This window comes from Flavobacterium shii, from assembly GCF_025847235.1.
GTDB classification, from domain to species: domain Bacteria; phylum Bacteroidota; class Bacteroidia; order Flavobacteriales; family Flavobacteriaceae; genus Flavobacterium; species Flavobacterium shii.
This window is the reverse complement of record NZ_JAOZEW010000035.1, coordinates 15534-36174: the sequence shown is the minus strand read 5'-3', so window position 1 is coordinate 36174 and position 20641 is coordinate 15534. Positions and strand designations below refer to the sequence as shown.

Annotated in this window: 24 protein-coding genes; 16 read left to right on the top strand and 8 right to left on the bottom strand. The window is 30.8% G+C overall.

The window, feature by feature from the left end:
- The first annotated feature begins 471 nt into the window (after positions 1–471).
- The 4 genes from thrS to rplT all read left to right on the top strand — a co-directional run bounded on the left by thrS (position 472) and on the right by rplT (position 3752).
- Positions 472–2418: a threonine--tRNA ligase gene (thrS, locus tag OIU83_RS22505; RefSeq protein WP_264208519.1), complete on the top strand. Its 1947-nt coding sequence runs from the start codon at positions 472–474 to the stop codon at positions 2416–2418.
- Between the two features lie 22 nt (positions 2419–2440).
- A complete protein-coding gene (gene infC / locus OIU83_RS22500) occupies positions 2441–2992 on the top strand; it encodes a translation initiation factor IF-3 (RefSeq protein ID WP_081491471.1) in 552 nt (183 codons plus the stop codon).
- 117 nt (positions 2993–3109) lie between these two features.
- Positions 3110–3307 carry a 50S ribosomal protein L35 gene (rpmI, locus tag OIU83_RS22495; protein ID WP_022827375.1) on the top strand — a complete coding sequence of 66 codons (198 nt, stop codon included), beginning with the start codon at positions 3110–3112 and terminating at the stop codon, positions 3305–3307.
- 100 nt (positions 3308–3407) lie between these two features.
- On the top strand, positions 3408–3752 hold the full coding sequence (gene rplT / locus OIU83_RS22490; RefSeq protein ID WP_035623056.1) for a 50S ribosomal protein L20: 345 nt from the start codon (positions 3408–3410) through the stop codon (positions 3750–3752).
- Between the two features lie 107 nt (positions 3753–3859).
- Here rplT and OIU83_RS22485 read toward each other — a convergent pair whose 3' ends face one another.
- The 3 genes from OIU83_RS22485 to OIU83_RS22475 all read right to left on the bottom strand — a co-directional run bounded on the left by OIU83_RS22485 (position 3860) and on the right by OIU83_RS22475 (position 7854).
- The gene (locus tag OIU83_RS22485; RefSeq protein ID WP_264208518.1) at positions 3860–4894 is read right to left on the bottom strand and encodes a hypothetical protein; all 1035 of its coding nucleotides are present in this window, start codon (positions 4892–4894) and stop codon (positions 3860–3862) included.
- A gap of 61 nt (positions 4895–4955) precedes the next feature.
- A complete protein-coding gene (locus OIU83_RS22480) occupies positions 4956–6488 on the bottom strand; it encodes a sulfatase-like hydrolase/transferase (RefSeq protein WP_264208517.1) in 1533 nt (510 codons plus the stop codon).
- Positions 6489–6954: 466 nt separating this feature from the next.
- The gene (locus OIU83_RS22475) at positions 6955–7854 is read right to left on the bottom strand and encodes a hypothetical protein (protein ID WP_264208516.1); all 900 of its coding nucleotides are present in this window, start codon (positions 7852–7854) and stop codon (positions 6955–6957) included.
- Between the two features lie 354 nt (positions 7855–8208).
- Between OIU83_RS22475 and OIU83_RS22470 the strand changes: the two genes are divergently transcribed.
- From OIU83_RS22470 to OIU83_RS22415, 12 genes are all read left to right on the top strand, one after another.
- Positions 8209–8382 carry a hypothetical protein gene (locus tag OIU83_RS22470; RefSeq protein ID WP_264208515.1) on the top strand — a complete coding sequence of 58 codons (174 nt, stop codon included), beginning with the start codon at positions 8209–8211 and terminating at the stop codon, positions 8380–8382.
- A gap of 50 nt (positions 8383–8432) precedes the next feature.
- Entirely contained in the window at positions 8433–8600 is a 168-nt protein-coding gene (locus OIU83_RS22465) for a hypothetical protein (protein WP_264208514.1), read from the top strand.
- Between the two features lie 304 nt (positions 8601–8904).
- Positions 8905–10371 carry a tetratricopeptide repeat-containing sensor histidine kinase gene (locus OIU83_RS22460; protein ID WP_264208513.1) on the top strand — a complete coding sequence of 489 codons (1467 nt, stop codon included), beginning with the start codon at positions 8905–8907 and terminating at the stop codon, positions 10369–10371.
- Between the two features lie 9 nt (positions 10372–10380).
- Positions 10381–11049 carry a response regulator gene (locus OIU83_RS22455; RefSeq protein ID WP_264208512.1) on the top strand — a complete coding sequence of 223 codons (669 nt, stop codon included), beginning with the start codon at positions 10381–10383 and terminating at the stop codon, positions 11047–11049.
- A gap of 501 nt (positions 11050–11550) precedes the next feature.
- The gene (locus OIU83_RS22450; RefSeq protein ID WP_264208511.1) at positions 11551–11709 is read left to right on the top strand and encodes a hypothetical protein; all 159 of its coding nucleotides are present in this window, start codon (positions 11551–11553) and stop codon (positions 11707–11709) included.
- 103 nt (positions 11710–11812) lie between these two features.
- On the top strand, positions 11813–12019 hold the full coding sequence (locus OIU83_RS22445; protein WP_264208510.1) for a hypothetical protein: 207 nt from the start codon (positions 11813–11815) through the stop codon (positions 12017–12019).
- 6 nt (positions 12020–12025) lie between these two features.
- Positions 12026–12280, top strand: coding sequence for a DUF4236 domain-containing protein (locus OIU83_RS22440; RefSeq protein ID WP_264208509.1), 255 nt, complete (start codon positions 12026–12028; stop codon positions 12278–12280).
- Positions 12281–12282: 2 nt separating this feature from the next.
- The gene (locus OIU83_RS22435; RefSeq protein ID WP_264208508.1) at positions 12283–12615 is read left to right on the top strand and encodes an excalibur calcium-binding domain-containing protein; all 333 of its coding nucleotides are present in this window, start codon (positions 12283–12285) and stop codon (positions 12613–12615) included.
- Positions 12616–12618: 3 nt separating this feature from the next.
- Entirely contained in the window at positions 12619–13014 is a 396-nt protein-coding gene (locus OIU83_RS22430) for a hypothetical protein (RefSeq protein WP_264208507.1), read from the top strand.
- A 3-nt stretch (positions 13015–13017) separates the two neighbouring features.
- Entirely contained in the window at positions 13018–14286 is a 1269-nt protein-coding gene (locus OIU83_RS22425) for an ABC transporter permease (RefSeq protein ID WP_264208506.1), read from the top strand.
- Between the two features lie 7 nt (positions 14287–14293).
- A complete protein-coding gene (locus tag OIU83_RS22420; RefSeq protein ID WP_264208505.1) occupies positions 14294–15190 on the top strand; it encodes a hypothetical protein in 897 nt (298 codons plus the stop codon).
- 252 nt (positions 15191–15442) lie between these two features.
- A complete protein-coding gene (locus OIU83_RS22415) occupies positions 15443–16246 on the top strand; it encodes an endonuclease/exonuclease/phosphatase family protein (RefSeq protein WP_264208504.1) in 804 nt (267 codons plus the stop codon).
- On the opposite strand, the gene OIU83_RS22410 is transcribed toward OIU83_RS22415, so the two are convergent.
- The 5 genes from OIU83_RS22410 to OIU83_RS22390 all read right to left on the bottom strand — a co-directional run bounded on the left by OIU83_RS22410 (position 16247) and on the right by OIU83_RS22390 (position 20465).
- Positions 16247–17518, bottom strand: a complete 1272-nt coding sequence (locus tag OIU83_RS22410) for an asparagine synthetase B (RefSeq protein ID WP_264208503.1) — start codon at positions 17516–17518, stop codon at positions 16247–16249.
- A 359-nt stretch (positions 17519–17877) separates the two neighbouring features.
- A complete protein-coding gene (locus OIU83_RS22405; RefSeq protein WP_264208502.1) occupies positions 17878–18540 on the bottom strand; it encodes a response regulator transcription factor in 663 nt (220 codons plus the stop codon).
- A 130-nt stretch (positions 18541–18670) separates the two neighbouring features.
- A complete protein-coding gene (locus OIU83_RS22400; RefSeq protein WP_264208501.1) occupies positions 18671–18934 on the bottom strand; it encodes a sensor histidine kinase in 264 nt (87 codons plus the stop codon).
- 244 nt (positions 18935–19178) lie between these two features.
- A complete protein-coding gene (locus OIU83_RS22395; protein WP_264208500.1) occupies positions 19179–19397 on the bottom strand; it encodes a sensor histidine kinase in 219 nt (72 codons plus the stop codon).
- 744 nt (positions 19398–20141) lie between these two features.
- Complete coding sequence (locus tag OIU83_RS22390) at positions 20142–20465, bottom strand: hypothetical protein (protein WP_264208499.1); 324 nt, start codon at positions 20463–20465, stop codon at positions 20142–20144.
- Positions 20466–20641: the final 176 nt, after the last annotated feature.

Below are 20641 nucleotides of genomic sequence, written 5' to 3'. Positions count from 1 at the left end.
GTTTACATTTTAACAAAAGTCTCTATTTTTAAGAATTTTCTTAACTGTTTTGCGTTTTCAATAAAAAAGCCAACTCTAAACACATCATTATTACAAGATATTCACCAAAACACCCTCTTTTTTAATAACTCATCGATACAAAAGCCTTCTTTGCATCCATCCTAAAGAGAAATTCAAGACATTCCTACCTTAATATTGCAACCAAACCATTATACTTACCTATTATTATAGTCAGCACAAAATACCAGACACTTCTTATACTATAAAGCACCTCTTATTACCCAAACTTACTCTCCTAGCCCTGATAGAAGCAGAAATCCTTTTATGCCGTGGTTCGGCATAAAAGATTGGAGCGTATAGCAGGATTAAGCTCCTTATAAAAATCTACTCCTATATATAGTATAAACTTATACATATATATTGTATGTATTTTTGTAATCCACTATATTTGCATTCATAAAATTATAAACAATGATTAAGATTACTTTGCCCGATGGGTCAATTAGAGAGTTTGCTGCTGGCGTAACTCCTATGGAGGTTGCGAAAAGCATTAGTGAAGGATTTGCTCGAAACGTTATTTCGGCTTCTTTTAATGGTACAACTATTGAAACCGAAACTCCACTGACGACGGATGGTAGTCTTATTTTATATACATGGAATGATGCTGAAGGTAAAAAAGCTTTTTGGCACTCGACTTCGCACGTAATGGCTCAAGCTCTTGAGGAGCTTTTTCCTGGAATTAAATTAACTCTAGGACCTGCTATCTCTAATGGTTTTTATTATGATGTTGATTTTGGTGACCAAAAGATAACTGACGCTGACTTTAAAAAGATTGAAGATCGTGTTCTTGAAATTTCAAGAGGCAAACATGAATTTAAAATGCGCCCTGTAAGCAAAGCTGAAGCTTTGGAATTATACAAGGATAACGTATACAAAACTGAATTAATCTCTAATCTTGAAGACGGAACAATCACATTTTGTGATCATGCTACTTTTACTGACTTATGCCGTGGTGGTCATATTCCGAATACTGGAATCATCAAGGCTATGAAAGTCATGAGTGTTGCTGGTGCTTATTGGAGAGGTGATGAGAAAAACAAACAATTAACTCGTGTTTACGGAACTTCTTTTCCTAAACAAAAGGATTTAACTGAATACCTGGAACTTCTTGAAGAGGCGAAACGTCGTGATCACCGTAAATTAGGTAAAGAACTTGAATTATTTGCTTTTTCTCAAAAAGTTGGTGCCGGCTTACCATTATGGCTACCTAAAGGCGCTGCTTTACGCGATAGACTTGAGCAATTCTTGAAAAAAGCACAGAAAAAAGCTGGTTACGAGCAAGTGGTCACTCCACATATTGGACAAAAAGAACTATATGTTACTTCTGGTCACTATGCAAAATATGGTGCTGATAGTTTCCAACCTATTCATACTCCTGCTGAAGGGGAAGAGTTTTTATTGAAACCTATGAACTGTCCTCACCACTGTGAGATTTATAACGTAAGACCTTGGTCGTATAAAGATTTACCGAAGCGTTATGCTGAATTTGGTACTGTATACAGATATGAACAAAGTGGTGAATTACATGGTTTAACTCGCGTGCGCGGGTTTACTCAGGATGATGCGCATATTTTTTGTACTCCTGAACAGTTGGATGAAGAGTTTAAGAAGGTAATTGACTTGGTTCTTTACGTATTTGGTTCTTTAGGTTTTGAAAACTTTACGGCTCAGATTTCTTTACGTGATAAAGAAAATAGAGATAAATATATTGGTAGTGATGAAAACTGGGAAAAAGCTGAGAATGCAATTATCAATGCTGCTGCCGACAAAGGCTTAAACACTGTTGTTGAGTATGGTGAAGCTGCTTTTTACGGCCCTAAGCTAGATTTTATGGTTAAGGATGCTTTAGGAAGACAATGGCAACTAGGAACTATCCAGGTTGACTACAACTTACCTGAGCGTTTTGAATTAACTTACAAAGGAGCTGACAATGAATTACATAGACCTGTAATGATTCACAGAGCACCTTTTGGTTCTATGGAACGTTTTATTGCAATTTTGCTAGAACACACAGCAGGAAATTTCCCACTTTGGCTAATGCCTGAACAGGCTATAATCTTGTCTTTGAGCGAGAAATATGAAATATATGCTAAAAAAGTTTTAGATTTGCTAGAAAATCACGAAATTCGCGCCCTAATTGACAACAGAAGTGAAACAATAGGTAAGAAAATTAGAGATGCTGAAATGCAAAAACTACCGTTTATGCTAATCGTAGGTGAGGAAGAGGAGAAAAACGGAACAATTTCTATTCGTCGTCACGGTCAAGAAGGTAAAGGAAATATTACAGTTACAATTGATGAATTTGTCGCAATTGTAGACGAAGAAATAAAAAAGACATTAAAAGTATTTACAGTTTAACTTAAATTATAAAGTCATAGCAATAAGAAGCAACAGAGGTTACCAACCTCGCGTAGAAAAAAAAGATGCACACAGAATAAATAATCTTATTCGTGGTGTACAAGAAGTAAGACTAGTAGGCGAAAACATCGAACCGGGTGTATTTAAGCTTGCAGAAGCTTTACGTTTAGCTGATCAATTTGAATTGGATCTAGTTGAGATATCGCCAAACGCTGAGCCACCGGTTTGTAAAATCATGGATTACAAGAAATTTGTTTACGAACAAAAGAAACGTGATAAGGTTTTAAAAGCTAAATCAACGCAAGTTGTAGTTAAAGAAATTCGTTTTGGTCCTCAGACAGATGAGCATGATTATGAATTTAAGAGGAAGAATGCTGAGAAATTCCTGAAAGAGGGTGCTAAACTAAAAGCTTTCGTTTTCTTTAAAGGACGTTCTATTATCTATAAAGATCAAGGACAAATTTTATTATTACGCTTAGCAACAGATTTAGAAGAACACGGTAAAGTAGAAGCTATGCCAGTTCTGGAAGGAAAGAGAATGATTATGTTCATTGCTCCAAAGAAGAAGAAATAAGTCTTAAAGCCGAAAGTCCTAAAGTCAAAAGTTAACAAGTTGACTTTTAAACTTTAGACATTTAAACTTTAGACAAAAAAAATAAGTAAGTAAGAATAAATTAAAACACTAGGAAAAATGCCTAAAATGAAAACAAAATCTAGCGCCAAGAAACGTTTTAAAGTTACTGGTTCTGGAAAGATTAAAAGAAAGCATGCTTTTAAAAGTCACATCTTGACTAAAAAATCTAAAAAACGTAAATTAGCTTTGACACATTCAGCGCTAGTTCACAAAACAGATATGAAAAGCATCAAACAACAATTAAGAATTATCTAATAATTCTTTAGGTTAAAACATTTAAAAATAACCTTGGAGTATGGCCAATAAGTTCCCTTGATTAAATTCGGGACGCCATCTACAAAAACACATAAAAATTATGCCAAGATCAGTAAATTCAGTTGCTAAAAGAGCAAGAAGAAAAAAGATAATGAAGCAAGCCAAAGGTTTCTTTGGTAGACGTAAAAACGTTTGGACAGTTGCTAAAAATGCGGTAGAGAAAGCAATGTGCTACGCTTACCGTGACAGAAAAGTGAATAAAAGAAATTTCCGTGCATTATGGATTCAACGTATCAACGCTGGAGCTAGATTGGAAGGAATGTCTTATTCTCAATTCATGGGGAAAGTTAAAGCTAACGGAATCGAATTGAACCGTAAAGTTCTTGCAGATTTAGCAATGAATCACCCAGAAGCTTTCAAAGCAATACTTAACAAAGTAAAATAAACGTTTTATAAACTCAATTTATATTACTTACTTATATAAAAGCCCAATCTTGCGATTGGGCTTTTTGTTTTTAATACCATACTTAAAAATATCTTTAGTCTTAGTATCTACTTATCTTTATCGACTTTGGCTGTGAATGAAGAAATTGTTGTTGTACCTGAATCATTCTTTACTGCATAAATACCTAAGATATTATTTTGGTATACTGTATTAGCACTTGTAATACTTGAATTTGGAAATTCAATATCTACCCAATTAGCTTCTCCAAACGTGCCATCGGTATTTCGATTTACGGAAACAAATGATGCTCCACTATCCTCTCCATTTATTGTTATCCAATCGGCTGCCAAATTATAGCCTTTATCCGAAGAAGTTGTAATGCCTTCAAAATGTGTAATTATCGATAGAACAGCTTCGTTTTTATAACTAAATGATTTTAGATTACTAATTTGTTTTGTTTTAGAATCATAATCCACTAGGAATGCCTGGCTCAGTTTACCGAATTTAGGGCTGGTATATCCTCCTGTTAACGTATAGCTATTACCTCCGTTATGCCAAATACCATATAATGTATTAGTTAATGAATCTGGCAATTTAAATCCTGTATATTCTTTTGTAGCTATATCATATAGAAATGCATATCCATTTTTATCGTTTTCTACATCATAATTACCAACTGCAATTCCTCCCATAACGCTATGAACGAATACATTATTTGTATTTCCTCCATTTGGGGTTACTGGTGTCCATGTTCCTGAACCGTCAAGTGGTCCTTCATAATAAAATCCAAGATTTCCGCTTGGGAATCCTCCGCTAGATGTTGATATCTTATAAGATCCTACAATTTGTATGTTCCCATTAGTCCCGTTATTTGGTCCATAACAAGAGGTATTGGTAACTATCTCTGATGTGGTACTTGGAAAATTTATAATATTCCATTTCCCTTCATTACCATTACCTAATAGCTTGCCTTCATAAATCAGCCCCTGAACAATATTATTTTGCCCTAACAAACTTGCTGTTATATAAACATTTTCAGATCCAGAAACTCCTCTTATTCCTTGTATAGTTGTTTGTCCGTTTGGATTATTAAAATCCATATAACTAACTGCATTTTCTACTTGCTTTAAATTTTCCGACATAATGTGTGTTTTTATATTATTAATTAGTTTCCCTTTTACATTACTATGTCGTTAATTATCTTTAGTTGAATTTTACTGTATTGAATACGTCTGTGGGGGCATTTACCCAAAGTTTGTCTACCTCGAGCTGATGTAGTTGTTCTTCTAATTCCATTCTTATTTCACTATAACCTGGATCATATGCAAGATTGATAATTTCTAACGGATCATTTACTAAATCGTATAGTTCGTATTGTTTGAAGTATGCACTTGAGGCATCAAAGTAATAATCGAATTTCCATTTTTCTGTTCTTATACAACGAATACGATTAGCTGCTTTTACAATTGTCCAATTACTATTTGACCCTGCTTTTATATCATCATAAGTAAACAAAATGCTTTCCTGAACTGGCGTTCCATGTTCTATAATGGGTAGTAAACTTGTTCCTGCAAGTCCTGTAGGCGGATTTGATACATTGGCAATTTCTATGAATGTTGGCATAATATCGGCTAAAGTTGCCAATGCCATAGATTTTTTTATTTCTTGATCTTTAAATAAAATAGGATTAGAGATTACAAGTGGTACTCTTAATGCCTCTTCGTAGGCCACGAAGGTTTTCTGACGCAATCCTCCATGAGCTAAACCCATCTCGCCATGATCTGATGTTAAGGTAACAATTGCAGAATCTGCCAATTTTTTTCCATTCTCATCTTCTTTATATAATTCTTTGATTAGATAGCCTATTTCTTTGTCAACATGACTTAATAAATAACCATAAAAATTAATATAATTCAGTTTTTCCTCTGGAGTAGCTATAGTACCTAAGCTTAGAGCCATATTAATTAGAATTTGCTCTTGAGCCATTGGCTTTTTGTTTTCAAGTAAATTTTCATTTACTGTAACAGGAAGTCCAATTTCTCTACCAGACCAAGTATCTGTGTGATAGCCTGAAGTACCAGCTGTTTTAGGATAAGCAAGAACATCATGTGGATTAACAAGTGAAAGAATTAGACAATACGGCTTATAATCTCCTTCAGCTCTTCTTACTTTTACTTCCTTCAGATATTGTATTGCCTCTGTGGTGTATCTTGCATCATGATTTGCATAACCTCCTCCAAAATTAAGTGGGTTAACATCTTCCCCCGCATCTGGTGCAACCCAACCCATTGCACCAAATAATGAAATATCGGCTGGTGTTAAATCATCGTAATTGGTCTTTGTACCATTGGGCGCAACTCCTTTACTCATATGCCATTTCCCTCTGTACTGAACATCATATCCATCTGCCCAAAGTACATTCATAATGTTTGGCAAGGTGTTATCTAGTGTTGGTTCTTGTGGTGATAAAAGCCCGCCTTCTGTTAATGTCTGGCTAACTCCATGCTTGGCAGGATACATTCCTGTAAATAGTGTAGCTCGACTTGGCGAGCACATACAGGTATTGCAAAATGCTCTATCGAAACTAAATCCGTTTTCTTTAAGAAATGTGAGCGTCGGAAGATTTTTTTCTTCCCAACCTGGCGGAAAATGTTGTGTTGCTCTTTGCTCATCTGTAATGATAAGAATCATGTCTGGCTGTTGACCAATTTGTTCTAGCTTTTTTTTTAAGTCCATTGAATATCGTTTTAAATTATTAAATAAAAATGCAATTATGTATGTGCTATCATAAACACACTCTCATCGATTTGTGATAATGAAATTTCTTAAGGGCCTAGGGTACATATCTAGTCATTATATCGTGGTATCCTTTTAACTCAACCTCCCAATAACTCAATTTTTCATCCTTATAAATGAGTGTCTAAAAGTCAAAACTTAATTGATTAACCAACACCAGTAACAAACTATACAGTAATTACACAATAGTCTTTCTAAATCTATTTATTATATCTAAAAACAAGAATAAAGTAACAATAATAAAACAAACACAAACAACGTATAAATACCTGTTTTACAAATACATAACAACAAATCTGTAATTTAACCTCTTTCACTCTAAAACATAAATTACTTATATAAAAAACCAATCTTACGATTGGTTTTTTACTAAACTGATATTCCTATAAAATCAAATTCATACGAACTACTCTTTATTTTTTAAAATGTGCTTATCTATAATATATTGTGTAATTGGTTTTAACGTTTTCCCTGTTTCAGGATGTAAGCCTGGAGCCGAAAAACAATCATAACTTCCATCAAAAGACTTTCCGTACCAAATACATGGTTTTCCCATTTTAAAAAAACTAGTTGTATCGCAAGCCTTAATTTTTTTAAAATTAGAGATTAACCCTTCGTCTTTCTTCATAATTACAGGACTGAATAATGTCATTGTATTAGATACATTTTCACAAGGTACTTCTTCATAATGATCCTTATTCCAAACCATACAATTTTCTTCTTCATTAAAACTCCAAATTGCAAATGATCCACTTAATATAAAAATGCATGTCAATAAGATTAAGTAAGGTTTCTTAATGGTGTTTTTTATTGAAATTGACTTGTTTGTCCCTCCAACAAAAGATCTAATTTGTACATCTTTATCTATAAATGATGATTCAATCTCTTTTTTAATAGGAGCCAAAATTTCACTCAAACCAGATTTTGGAGTATTTGTAACCAATTCTTCTCTTAAAAACCTATTATATGGTCTCTTCTCAAAATCTACCAAAATTGCTGCTAATTCAATTCTTGCACTATTATCTGATTCTTTCTCTCCTGTTAAGAAAGAAATAATAGGTCGAAATTTTGCAATTTCAAATCTCTCAATTGCTCTCCTTAAATCCTCTCCTTCTTTCGTGTTTAGAAATACTCTAAATGTATTTTCATCATTTACTGATAATGATTTATCAAAAGTAATTAAACATAAATTTCGCAATTGTGCAGGTGAAAGATTCAACAAAATGCCTGTAGGTTCTTCCAATTTAAAAGTTTGGTATTTTGTCTTTATAGCTTTTTTATATTCTTCAAAAGTAATTTTACTCATAAGCATTTATCGGAATTGTTAAACATTTTGCAGCAATAAACAGAATTATCAGCATTACTGGAATTTCATCTCAATACTCCGCCAAGACTGCCATTTCTTTGCCTTAGAATTAGTTAGCGGTTTAATCTGCAGGTTAAAACAAATGTACAAAACTAGTTCTTTAAAAAAGTGCGTAAAACCGTAAGACCGAGTTTATCCAGGAAGTATAAATAAAAATCATACTGTTTCTACACGCTTTACTTCCCTCAAAAAACAAAGAACATTCCGCCAGAAGCGGTTTGAAAAATCAGTTCAAAATTTCGATTTCAAAAATCGGACAGGATGAATTATGTCTAATTTCTAAATTCCAAAAAAATGAAAAAAATTATAGCAATATCGTATTTTATAGTAGTCTGTATGGCATTTGTATCTTGTACTAATGATGATGATACAATAAAAACAAAAGAAAAAATGAAAGTATCTGCAGAATACCCAGGTGATTCTGGAGGTGATCAAACAGGGCAAATCCCTGTACCAAGACCAAAATAATTTTATTAAATTAATTTCATATATTTAGCCTTTAACCTAAACCATCGAAAATGAAAAAAAAATTATCAATTGTATGTTTAGCTTTAATAGGCTTAACTTTTGTCTCATGTAGTAACGATGATGATCCTACTCAGAATAGTAATAAATTAAATGTTTCTGCAAGCACTCCAGGTGATGGACAAAACGGACAAACTCCAATTCCCCCTCCAAAGCCATAATCAAAGTTTTAAATAAGTGGGGAATTATTTAATTAATTTTCAGTATTTTCGGGAAATGAAACTTTTAAAGGTCCATTTCCCGATTTTTATTTTTATACTAATAATAGTATCAATCTCTTGTAAAAAACAAAAAATAATTGTACAAGTAAACGAATCTAACGATAGAAATTACAATGCTCTATTAGATATTGCGGATAAACATTTCAATGACCATGTATATGATAGTGCTTTTTATTATTATAATAAATCCAAGTTAATATGTAATACGAATGAGAATGAAAAAATAATTTATTCTTTATTAAAAATGGCATCTACTCAGCAAATCCAAAGTGATTATACTGGTAGTGAAACTAATGCAACCGAAGCCATTTCATTCTTCAATAATTCTACCAAATCCTACTACAAATGTGCTATTTATAATATATTGGCAATCAATTATCAAAACCTTACAGATTACGACAATGCCATATATTATTACAATCTAGCATATAAACAAACAAATGATGAATTACAAAAAGTAATCCTTAAAAACAATATTGCAGTGATTTACATGGATAAGCACAACTTCAAAGAAGCTCTTAAAATTCTTCTACTATTAATTCAAAAAAAAGAAGTTAAAACAAATCCAGAAAACAATGCCCGAATTAATGATAACTTAGGTTATTGCTATTACAAGTTGAAAAATCCGCAAGCTGTAAAATATTTAGATTATTCTCTAAAAATAAGAGAAAAAGAAAAAAATTATTTTGGGATGACAACAAGTTATAATCACCTTTCAGAATACTACACTAATTATAATAATACTCTTGCCAATCGATATGCAAACTTGGCATACCAAAAAGCTACCGAAGTAAATAATGTAGATGATCGCCTGATATCATTAAAATTATTAATTAAAAATTCAAATGGGAATGAATTAAAGGACAAAACCGTTCTCTTCTTAAAAATAAATGACAGCATCACAAAAACAAGACAAAAGGCAAAGAATCAATTTGCAAAGATAAAATACGATTCTAAAAAGGACCGGGAAGAAAACCTGAAACTCAAAGCTCAAAAAGCTGAAAATGATTTACAATTGGAACGGGAAAAAAACCGAAGTCTTATCTTAGTCATTGTAATTGGGCTAATATTAGGTTTTCTTTTATTCCTTTATTACTACTTAACAACAAAAGGAAGACGAGAAAAAACGGCTGCAATCTACGAATCTGAAACACGGCTTTCGAAAAAATTACATGATGAACTTGCCAATGATGTATACCACACAATAGTTTTAGCAGAAACAAAAGACTTATCATCCCCTGAAAACAAAGAAATTCTTCTTTCAAATTTGGACACTATTTATTCTGGAACTCGCAATATCTCCAGACAAAACAGTACTATAGATACAGGAGAAAATTTTGAAAGTGAATTAAAGGAAATGTTATCTAGCTATAATAGTAATGAGATAAACGTAATTATTAAAGACAATAACGATATTAATTGGTCGAAAATTGAAGCTGAAAAGAAAATTGCAATTTACAGAGTCTTACAAGAATTACTTGTCAATATGAAAAAACATAGCCAATGTACATTTGTTATTATTGGTTTTGAAGAAAATGATAAACAAATAAAAATAAGTTATTCTGATAATGGTATTGGTTTTAGTGAAAAAATAAATTTAAGAAATGGTCTTAAAAATGCGGAAAACCGTATCCAAAGCATAAAAGGAACTCTTACTTTTGAATCTGAGCCTAACAAAGGGCTAAAAGCAAAAATTTCATTTCCAAAATAATATACGCATATGTTTACAAAAGTTTTAATAGCCGAAGATATAGATTTTAATGATATTGCTGTTGTTCAAGTTCTTGAAGAACTAAATGTTCCCGAAATAGAATATGCCAAATATTGTGATGATGCTTTGCTTAAAATAAAAAAAGGGCTCCTTGATAATCTACCTTATCAGTTATTAATAACAGATTTATCTTTTAAACCTGATCATAGAGAAACTAATCTAAATTCGGGTGAAGAACTTATTGCAGCTGTAAAGCTATTATTTCCTGAAATTAAGATAATCGCATTTTCTATTGAAGATAAAGCCTACCGCATAAAGTCTCTATTTGATAAATATGATGTAAATGGCTTTGTCATGAAAGGACGTAATAGTATCCCGGAATTAAAAAAAGCAATTCTGAATGCTTTTAATTCTGATAAAAAATATCTTCCTCAAGAATTAAACTACATTCTTCAGGATAAAACGACTAATGAAATAGATAATTATGATATTCAACTTATAAAATATCTCTCAATAGGTGTCTCTCAGGATAATATGGAAGCTAAATTTAAAGAAGTTGGCATTACTCCTAATAGTAAAAGTACTATCGAAAAACGCATTAACAAACTTAAAGTCTACTTTAAAGCCAATAATCCAACGCATCTTGTGGCAATTGCAAAGGATTTAGGCTTAATATAAAAATTTATTTTTTCTCATCTACTCACTTTACGGATTTCCGTAAGGATACGCTATTGCATATTTATAAGTTTGGCATTCCAAAACTTATTTTATGAAGAACAATTATTTTATACTTCTGTCAAAAAAGTGCCTGACAAGAAGTATCTCTCCCAAAAACAAAATTATATTTAAAACAATTCACCTTTGTTTCTTATTGTTTTTTGGTATAGTAATTTTAGGCGCTATATCAGGATATATTGAGCTGGATTGGAGATTCCTTTGCATTCCAGCTATCTTAATTTTTCTAATCGTACTACTCATACTTGCAATTATAAATAGATACAAAAAAATATAAATCTATTTAAAATGCTTTTTCTAATCCTCTTCTTATTATAGCTCTACTTCTATAAAAACTGATCTCTTTATTTTTTTTATTTATTATTTTACTGAATGCGGAAAACCGTAATAAACTGTTTTACAATGGGCTTAAGTTTGACATATAAATAATTTAAAACAAAAAACATGAAAAAACTAACCATTTTATTTACTCTTTTCTTTTTTATTCTAAGTAATAACATTGATGCACAAAGTGGCCATTACAAAAATGGAAAAGGAAGTTCTCACAAAGGAGGAAAATATAAAAACTCGAGTACTAACAATCATTACAAAAAAAGAAAATAATGGAATACAAAGTTGTTTCATTTACAGCCTCAATGGGGACAAAGGAAACGACTACTAAACATTTATATAGAAATCACAAGACAGACAATTAAAACCAAAAATTATGAAAAAATACTATGTAAATAACACCGCACAACCAAATGGGGATCATGAAATTCATACAGAAGACTGTTTATATTTTAAAAACATTATAAGTAAAAAATATTTAGGAGAGTTTTCAAACTGCAAATTTGCAGTTACTGAAGCAAAGAAAATTTATTCTAAGTCGGATGGATGTAAAACTTGTTGCAACGATTGCCACTCAAGCTAATCTATCATGGGATTTCGATTTCAAAAAAGAATTAAACTCGCGGGAGGACTTGGATTAAATCTAAGTAAATCCGGAATTTATCCAAGTTTAAGAACCAGCAAAGGAACTATCAGTCCAAAAAGACTATCAATTAGAACTGGAATATCAGGAATTAACTATCAAAATAATTTTAGTAAAGCAAAAAATAGTGGCTACGTTTTATTCTTTGCTTTTACAGGAGCAGCAGCAACAGCTTTAATTTACATCATAAAACATCAATAATCATGGGATATAGAAAAGGATATTATAAAAAAAACGGAACATATGTTCAGGGACATTTCGCAAATACAAGATCTAAATCTTTTTCAAATAAAAATAATGGATGCTCAGTACTATTACTAGCAGTGACTCTATTGGGATTTGCTGTTTCTTGCTCTGAAACATCTGACAAACCAGACAATAAAAATGCTACAGATTGCCCAACCAAAACTTGTGGTGATTTTTCAACACAAGCACAAGCTCAATCTACATATAATAGTAACAAAAAATGTTATAAAAATTTAGATGCTGATGGTGATGGAATTGCTCGCGAAAATTTACCTAAAAAAAACATTTAAACAATGATAACACTAGAATTAAAAAGTCATTTCCTAAGATTATATCAAATGGCATTATCAGATGATCAATTTGATGTATTAGAACTTCAAATGTTATATCATTTAGCTGATGAAAGAGGGATCCCTAAAGAGGAACTTGATAAGATTTTCCTAAATCCGATTAATCTTGAGTTGATTGCTCCTCAAGAAGTCAGTACGCGAATAGAATATTTATATGATTTTACACGAATCATTTGGGCTGATGGAAAAATTACAGATGATGAATTAAATATGCTTAAAAAATATTGTAGGAAATTTAATTTTTTGGATGAAAACATTAATGAACTCTCAAACTATCTCATCGAATGTGTACAAAAAAACATTCCAAAAGAAGAAATTATTAGTCAATTAAATTCCTAAATTATGAAACCACTTGCACAATTATTTAGTTTAAAAAAAACAGAAGATATTCCTGTAGATACACATGAGGAAAATGAAAATGACAGAGAACAAATAAGAATAACATATTATCAGAGTGGCTTCGCTGCATCAATTAAAGCAACTGGAAAGCCTATTGTTTTACAAGCATGTCTTCAGAATTTATATATGAGTTTTGAAGATCAATGTAGAAAACAAAAACTTGAACAAGATCGATTAAAACAACCATATAAAGAAGAGCAGGAAAAGAACAGGACCGAACTCAAAAAATGTGAAACGGCGATAGGTATTTACGAGAAAAAAGAACAGGATATTAATGATAACATTGATCTTATAAAGAACGAAATAATCGAAGTAAAACGCAATCCCGATAAATATGGGATTGAAGATGGCAAGGGATTAAAAGCTCAATTTTATATTGGTTTATTTTTACTTTTACCCATAACACTTTATGTATTAGTATTCTACATATCCGCATCTTATTCCGCTTTTTTTAAAGAATTTACAAATGATAGCTTAACAGCTGCAATTTTTGATGCAAATGCATTGACAAACTCTTTTAAAGCGAGTTGGTTAGAAGGCGTTTTAGTTATTACAATTCCATTTGTTTTTATGGGTTTAGGTTATGTAATTCATATGGTTCAAAAGGGAAAAGGCATAAAAAACATTTTCAGAATGATTGCCTTATTTATTACTACCTTTTTGTTTGATGCCTTATTGGCTTACCAAATCGAGAAAAAAATATATGAGTTTAATAAAACGACAGACTCTTCACCTTATAATTTAAACATTGCATTGGGTGAAGCTGAATTTTGGATGATCATATTTGCAGGGTTTGTAGTTTATATTATTTGGGGGCTAGTTTTTGATTTTGTAATGAAAGAATTCGAAAACATCGATAAAATAAGAGCTTTTATAAGAGGCAAAAAAGAAAAACTTATTGATTTAGAAAAATTAAAAGTAGACTACATTAACAAAGTCAATGATTTCAAACAGCAGATAGTTACTATTACTGGAAAAATATCCGAACTTCAGTCAAAAATAGATGGCTTTGTTTTTCCTGTAAAAGAATATCTGCACTATCATCATCAATATAAAGAGGGATGGTTTCAAGCCATTAATACAGAAATCGCTTTACCTCATAAAGAAAAAACAGAGTTATTGGAAAGCTGCGAACTTTATTCAGTGGAATATCTAAGTAAACTGAACTTAACTGATCCTGATTTTCAACATTTGGTATATTCTAAAAACTAATAACATCATGAAAAAAATATCTTCGATTATTGTAATCCCTTTATTATTAGTTTTATTTCTTTCATGTAAACGAGATTCTGAGAAGGAAGAAAAAGAGGTTTCAACTAAAAATCCTGTGGCAGAAAATTATAATATTAGCATCCTACTTGATTTATCGGACAGAATTAGTCTTAAAAAAAATCCAAATCCAACTATGGAATATTATCAAAGAGATTTGGGATATATAAAATCAATTTCGGAAGCTTTTACTAAACATTTGAAATCAAAAAAAATAAGACAGATTGATGACAAAATGCAATTATTTTTTAACCCTGAGCCTTTAAATGCTGAAATTAATTCCATTTCTAAAAACTTAAGAATAACTATTGATAAAAATAATGCGTCAAAAGATTTTCTAAACTCAATAAGTCTAAATTATGCTACTCAAACATTAAAAATATATGAGTCCGCAATAAAAGACAACAATTATATAGGCTCAGATATATGGAGTTTTTTTGACAACAAAGTTAAAGATCAATGCATTGAAAATGGATATAGAAATATACTTATATTATTAACTGACGGTTATATGTTTTATGATGGAACAACAATAAAAGAAGGAAACTTAACTACATATATCACTCCTGAATTCATACGTAAAAATAATCTAAACACTAAAGACTGGCAAAATAAACTCCAAGATCAAAAATTCGGTTTTATAAAAGCTGGTGATGATCTATCCAATCTCGAAGTTTTAGTCTTAGGAATAAATCCGATTAAAAACAATCCTTATGAAGAGAAAGTAATCAAAGCATATTGGAGTAAATGGTTTACAGAAATGAAAATAAAACATTTTGAAATTAAAACTGCTGATCTCCCCTCGAACATGGAAAAAATAATTAAGGATTTTATATTAAAAAAATAGAGGCGTTGATTTTAAGTATAAACACACATCACAAGAATATTAATGTATTTTAAAATCAATTTTCCCTTTTCAAATAAATTAGAATAAAATAAAAATCTATAGTTTCTAAATTAAAAACATTATTTTTTATCCACTCAATAGTACCTATTGGGTTATAAAATGTGAAGCACAGGGATATGACCTAATACTTTGTGGTTGGGAAGACTAGATAACTCTAGGATAATCTCTATATTTGAAAATTAATCCTTACGAATGAAAATCCCATTTACTGTCCTATTTGTTCTATTCTCTACATTCCTATTCTCTCAAACCAAAATTATTTCCTGGAACATCCAAAACTTTGGTAAATCAAAATCTGACCAAGAAATTAGTTTTATTGCCAATACAATCAAGAATCACGATATCATTGCAATTCAAGAAGTTGTTGCTGGTTATGGAGGTTCTCAAGCTGTGGCTCGATTAGTAGATGAACTCAACCGGAAGGGTACTAAATGGGATTATTCTATTAGCAAGCCAACAAGCAGTAGTGCCCACAAAAAGGAACGTTATGCTTTCATTTGGAAAACCAATAAAGTAAAACTGAAAGAAAAACCTTGGCTCGAAAAGCAATATGAACAACAGATAGAACGTGAACCATATTATGCAACTTTTGGAATTGGTGATAAAAATTTTACAATAGTAAGCTTTCATGCGATAACAAAAAAGAAACAACCTGAAACAGAAATTAAATATTTTAAGTTTTTACCTCAACAATACCCTAATCTAAACTTGATTTTTGTAGGTGACTTTAATTGTCCACAATCCCATACTGTTTTCAATCCGTTGAAAAAAATGGGATATCAATCAATTCTGGAAAATCAAAAAACTTCATTGAAACAAAAATGCATCAATGAACAATGTCTGGCATCTGAATTTGATAATATGTTTTATCCAAGTTCAAAAATTAAAATAAAAAACAAAGGAATACTTCATTTTTATAAAGAGTTCAATTCTTTGAAAGAAGCTAGAAAGGTATCCGATCATATTCCGATATGGATGGAATTTTCAATAAATTAATTATGTTTTAAGTTTTTTCTTTTTGGCTGCTGGAAATAAAACGTTGTTAAGAATTAAGCGATAACCCGGTGAATTGGGATGTAAATCCAAAACGGTAGGAGGATCACCAACTTTATGCTGAAAATCTTCGGGATCATGTCCTCCAAAAAAGGTAAACATTCCCTTTCCTTTTTCGCCATGAATATAACGTACTTCACCATTAAGCTCACAAGTGCCCATAACTAAAGCACTCGATTTCACAAATAATGGATCAAAGGCTGTCGTTTGTCCCATAAAACCTTTCACTAGTTGTGTATGATTTTGGCATAACATACTTGGTATTGGGTCCCATTTTGCTGAGAACTCCATCAAAGTAAAGTAATCCTTTTCCATAGGAATTCGCCTTTTTGTAGTCATATCAATATCTGAGAACTCATAAATTTCGGGTTTCCTCTCTAAAGTAAAATCTTTAAATGCGAATGAATTAGCATAATTTAGCTTCGATTGATAATTTGGGTCACTTGCATCTCCATCAAACATTGCTTCACAAATATCTACTCCATCTGCTGCTAAAGCAATATCAAAACTATCTGTTGCTGAGCACATCGCAAACATAAATCCACCGCCAATTACAAAATCTCTAATTTTTTTGGCAACTGCTCCTTTTTCTTTAGAGACTTTATCATAACCTAATTTAGTTGCTAGGATCTCTGCATTTTTCTTTTGTTCAATATACCAAGGTGTATTTTTATAAGCTGCATAAAATTTACCATATTGTCCTGTGAAATCTTCATGATGCAAATGCAACCAATCGTATAACAATAATTGATCATTTAATACTTCTTCATCATAAATTGGAGTAAATGGTATTTCGGCATACGTTAAAACTAAAGTAACTGCATCATCCCAAGGCTGTTTTCCTTTGGGTGTATAAACAGCAATTTTAGGAGCCTTTTCAAGAATTACAGTTTCCATATTTTGGGATGGACTTGAAATCTCGTCCAAAATAGAATTCTCTTCACTATCTGATAAAACTTCGAAACTAACGCCGCGAATTTTACATTCTTTTCGAATTTCATCGGCATCTGGCAATAAAAAAGATCCACCACGATAATTAAGTAACCAACTGGCTTTATAATTCTTACTTAAACACCAATATGTTATCCCGTAAGCTTTTAGATGATTTTGCTGTGTTGTCTCATCCATAGGAAGCAAAATGAATGAACCTTTTGCATTAAAAGATAATAACAAGAAGAATATGTATACTATATAGTATTTCAATTTAAAATTCATTTTTAATCAAATATGTATAAGGTGTTTAATATGGATAACTTTTAGCAAAAATACTAGTTTCAAGTAATATGTACCTCAGCAAAGTTAATACTATTAGCAAGTTATAATTAATTATTTTCTATAAGTAAAAAAACACGTAAAAATACCTATAAACAGGAGTATAACTCTGATTAAATTTGTCAATCTATAATAACAAACCACTAATTATGAAAAACCAAGCAGTGAAATTCAATGAAACAAACATCCCCTCGAAAACATCAAACTTTCTTCGAAAGATAGGAATAGGTTTATTAGTGATGACTATTATTTTATATTATATATTGTCTATTCAATTTTTAACAAGCGAAAGTCATTAAAATTTAATTTGAAAGTACTGCAATTTCATTTTGAATCGCATAAACAACTAATCCGGCTGTATTTCTAGATTCTGTCTTTAGCAATAAATTATTACGGTGGCCTTCGACGGTTCTGGGGCTTATAAAAAGTTCTTCTGCAATTTCGGCTGTGCTTTTTTGCAAGCATATTAACCTCAATACTTCTATTTCTCGTGTTGAAAGAAAGCCAGCATCTAAATTACATTTGTTGTTTTTATTAGAAACTGTTCCCTGGATAATTTTAAGTACATAATCGCTATAACAAAAGCCTTTTGTCGCAACTTCATTAATTGTGTAGATTAGGTCTTTTGGAGTTGTATTTTTTCTTAAATAAGAAGCTGCTCCAACCTGTATCATATTTATAACAAATGATTTTGTATCATAACTGGTCAAAGCAATTATTTTAACCTCAGGAAATTTTTTATGAATAATTTTGGTAGCTTCTACTCCATTTAAGACTGGCATCTTTAAATCTATAATAATAATGTCCGGTTGGTCTTGTGACTTTTCTAAAAAAGAAATAAGTTCAACACCATCTGAAACTTCTAAGATGACTTCCAGGTTTGGCTCTCTTTCTAATAGAAAGATAATCCCTTTACGAAATAAAATTTCATCATCAGCTAAAACTATTTTTACAGGAGTATCCATTTTATTTTTTAAGAAAATTAATATTTAAAGCATATCATTTTTAGATAAATTAACATCCAAAAAACATGTTATAAGCTAATTAACCTACGAAAATACAAAAAAAGTAATTTTAAACAATCACTTTTTTATCTTAAAAAGTAAAAACGACCAAAATACCTTTATTTATAGCCGAATTAATCTCCAAAGTACCATCCAAAAAAGAAATTCTACTTTCAATATTTTTCATTCCTAGTCCTTTTAAATTTTCTACATTTTCACTGTCAAATCCAATTCCATTATCCAAATATGTCCCTATTTTAACGCCATTCTGTTCGTCAAAGTCAATCGAAATTTGCGTTGCCTTTCCATGCCTCAATGAATTATTCATCAATTCTTGTAAAATTCTAAAAAACATGTAGATGTTTATCATTATCCTTTTCATCAAATTGAATATTATTTTGGTAATTAACCTCAACAGTTCGGCTACTTTCAAATTCTAAACATAACTCCTCTATCCCTGCATATAGCCCTAATTTTTCTAAAACCGGTGGAAATAATCCATGCACTATTTTTCTGGAATTATCCAGTGCTTTACTAGTTAAATTTATAATATTGGTAGTGATTTCATTAATATCTGCTTTTAATAAATTTGGAGTTTTTTAATAAATAGCTATTAATGAAACAATATTGAGCTTAGAGCCAATGTCATCATACAAGTCTTGTGCTATACGCTTACGTTCTTCTTCTTGAGTAATAATTACTGCTTGTATCTGCTCTTTTTGATAGTTAATTTTCAAATCTTTTTTTTCTAATTTTTCTCTTAAAAAAATTTTTCTAGAAAAATAAAAGAAGCCAATTAAAAAAGCTGCAACTACCATAAAAACATGATGTATACAAAATTATTGCAACAATTTCTTTATCGTAAGCATACTCTCATTTTATTTTTTAGTAGTTTTATTAAACAAAAAACTTATTCTCCACTCGTATAAAATAAATAAGTAATAAATTAGAATTAAGAATACATTTAATGTCCATGTTAAATACTTTAGATCTGAACTTAAATCTACAGTAAGATTTCCTACCAAAAATAAAACGGTACTTGCTAACAGATAAAAAATAACCCCAATTGTAAAATAATAATGTTCTTTATTTTTTGCAAGCATACTATATAAATGTAGCAACCCAAAAACTACAATCAATAGAGAAGTGAGAGTAATTTCAAATAAATTAAACTTGAAAAACTAATCTGGATCAATAAAATACTGAATCCCAAAAACCATTAAAGCAAGCCCCAAACACCATTTTATAAATATTTTTTTTCCTTTTGATTTTAGAATCGATTTATAAAACAATCCTAATAAAACCATTTGTCCAATAAAAAAAATATTAATCGTAAACAGATTATTCATATGAAGGTAATAAAACATCTCCAGAATAAATTGCATTATAGATATAAAGATTAAGTAACTCACTAAAAAAACATTAGCTTTTCCTTTACAGAAAAAGCTAAACATATATAGAATTAGGTTTATCAATAAGATAAAATAGCCCAAATATATTAAGACATCAATCATAGCTTATCCCATAGGACTACCCGGGTCTCCAAAAGGAGGGCATGGTCTTCACCCGTCATAAACAATTTCCTGAATCGAATTATCATATCCAATATCCCCTTTGGCAAAGACATCTTCGTAAATTCCAGTTTTTTCATTTAGTACTGTTCCTACAAACATTAATATTTGTTCTCCCAAATCATTAATTCCAATATAGGCACGCACAGCATCAATATTTTCTGCAAGCACTAATTCTAAAGTTTCTTTAGGGATAAGATAAGCATTAACTTTTTCTTTACCCTCTGCTGGTTTAGAATCTCTATACTTTTTTTCCCATTCCTGTGCTGTTTGTAATTGAATTTTGATTTTGCCTGGAAATTTTTCTTCACTCATAATTTTTAGGTTTTTAGATAATTCGGCTTTTATTAATAGTTATACCAACTATTGATTTTTATCCTTTGACAAAAAAATAAATTCTGTAGAACACTTAAAAAGCAAATAGATCAATGCTTTTATCAAATTATTTATTTAACAAGATTAAACCTTTAAATAAACTAAGGTTAATCTAT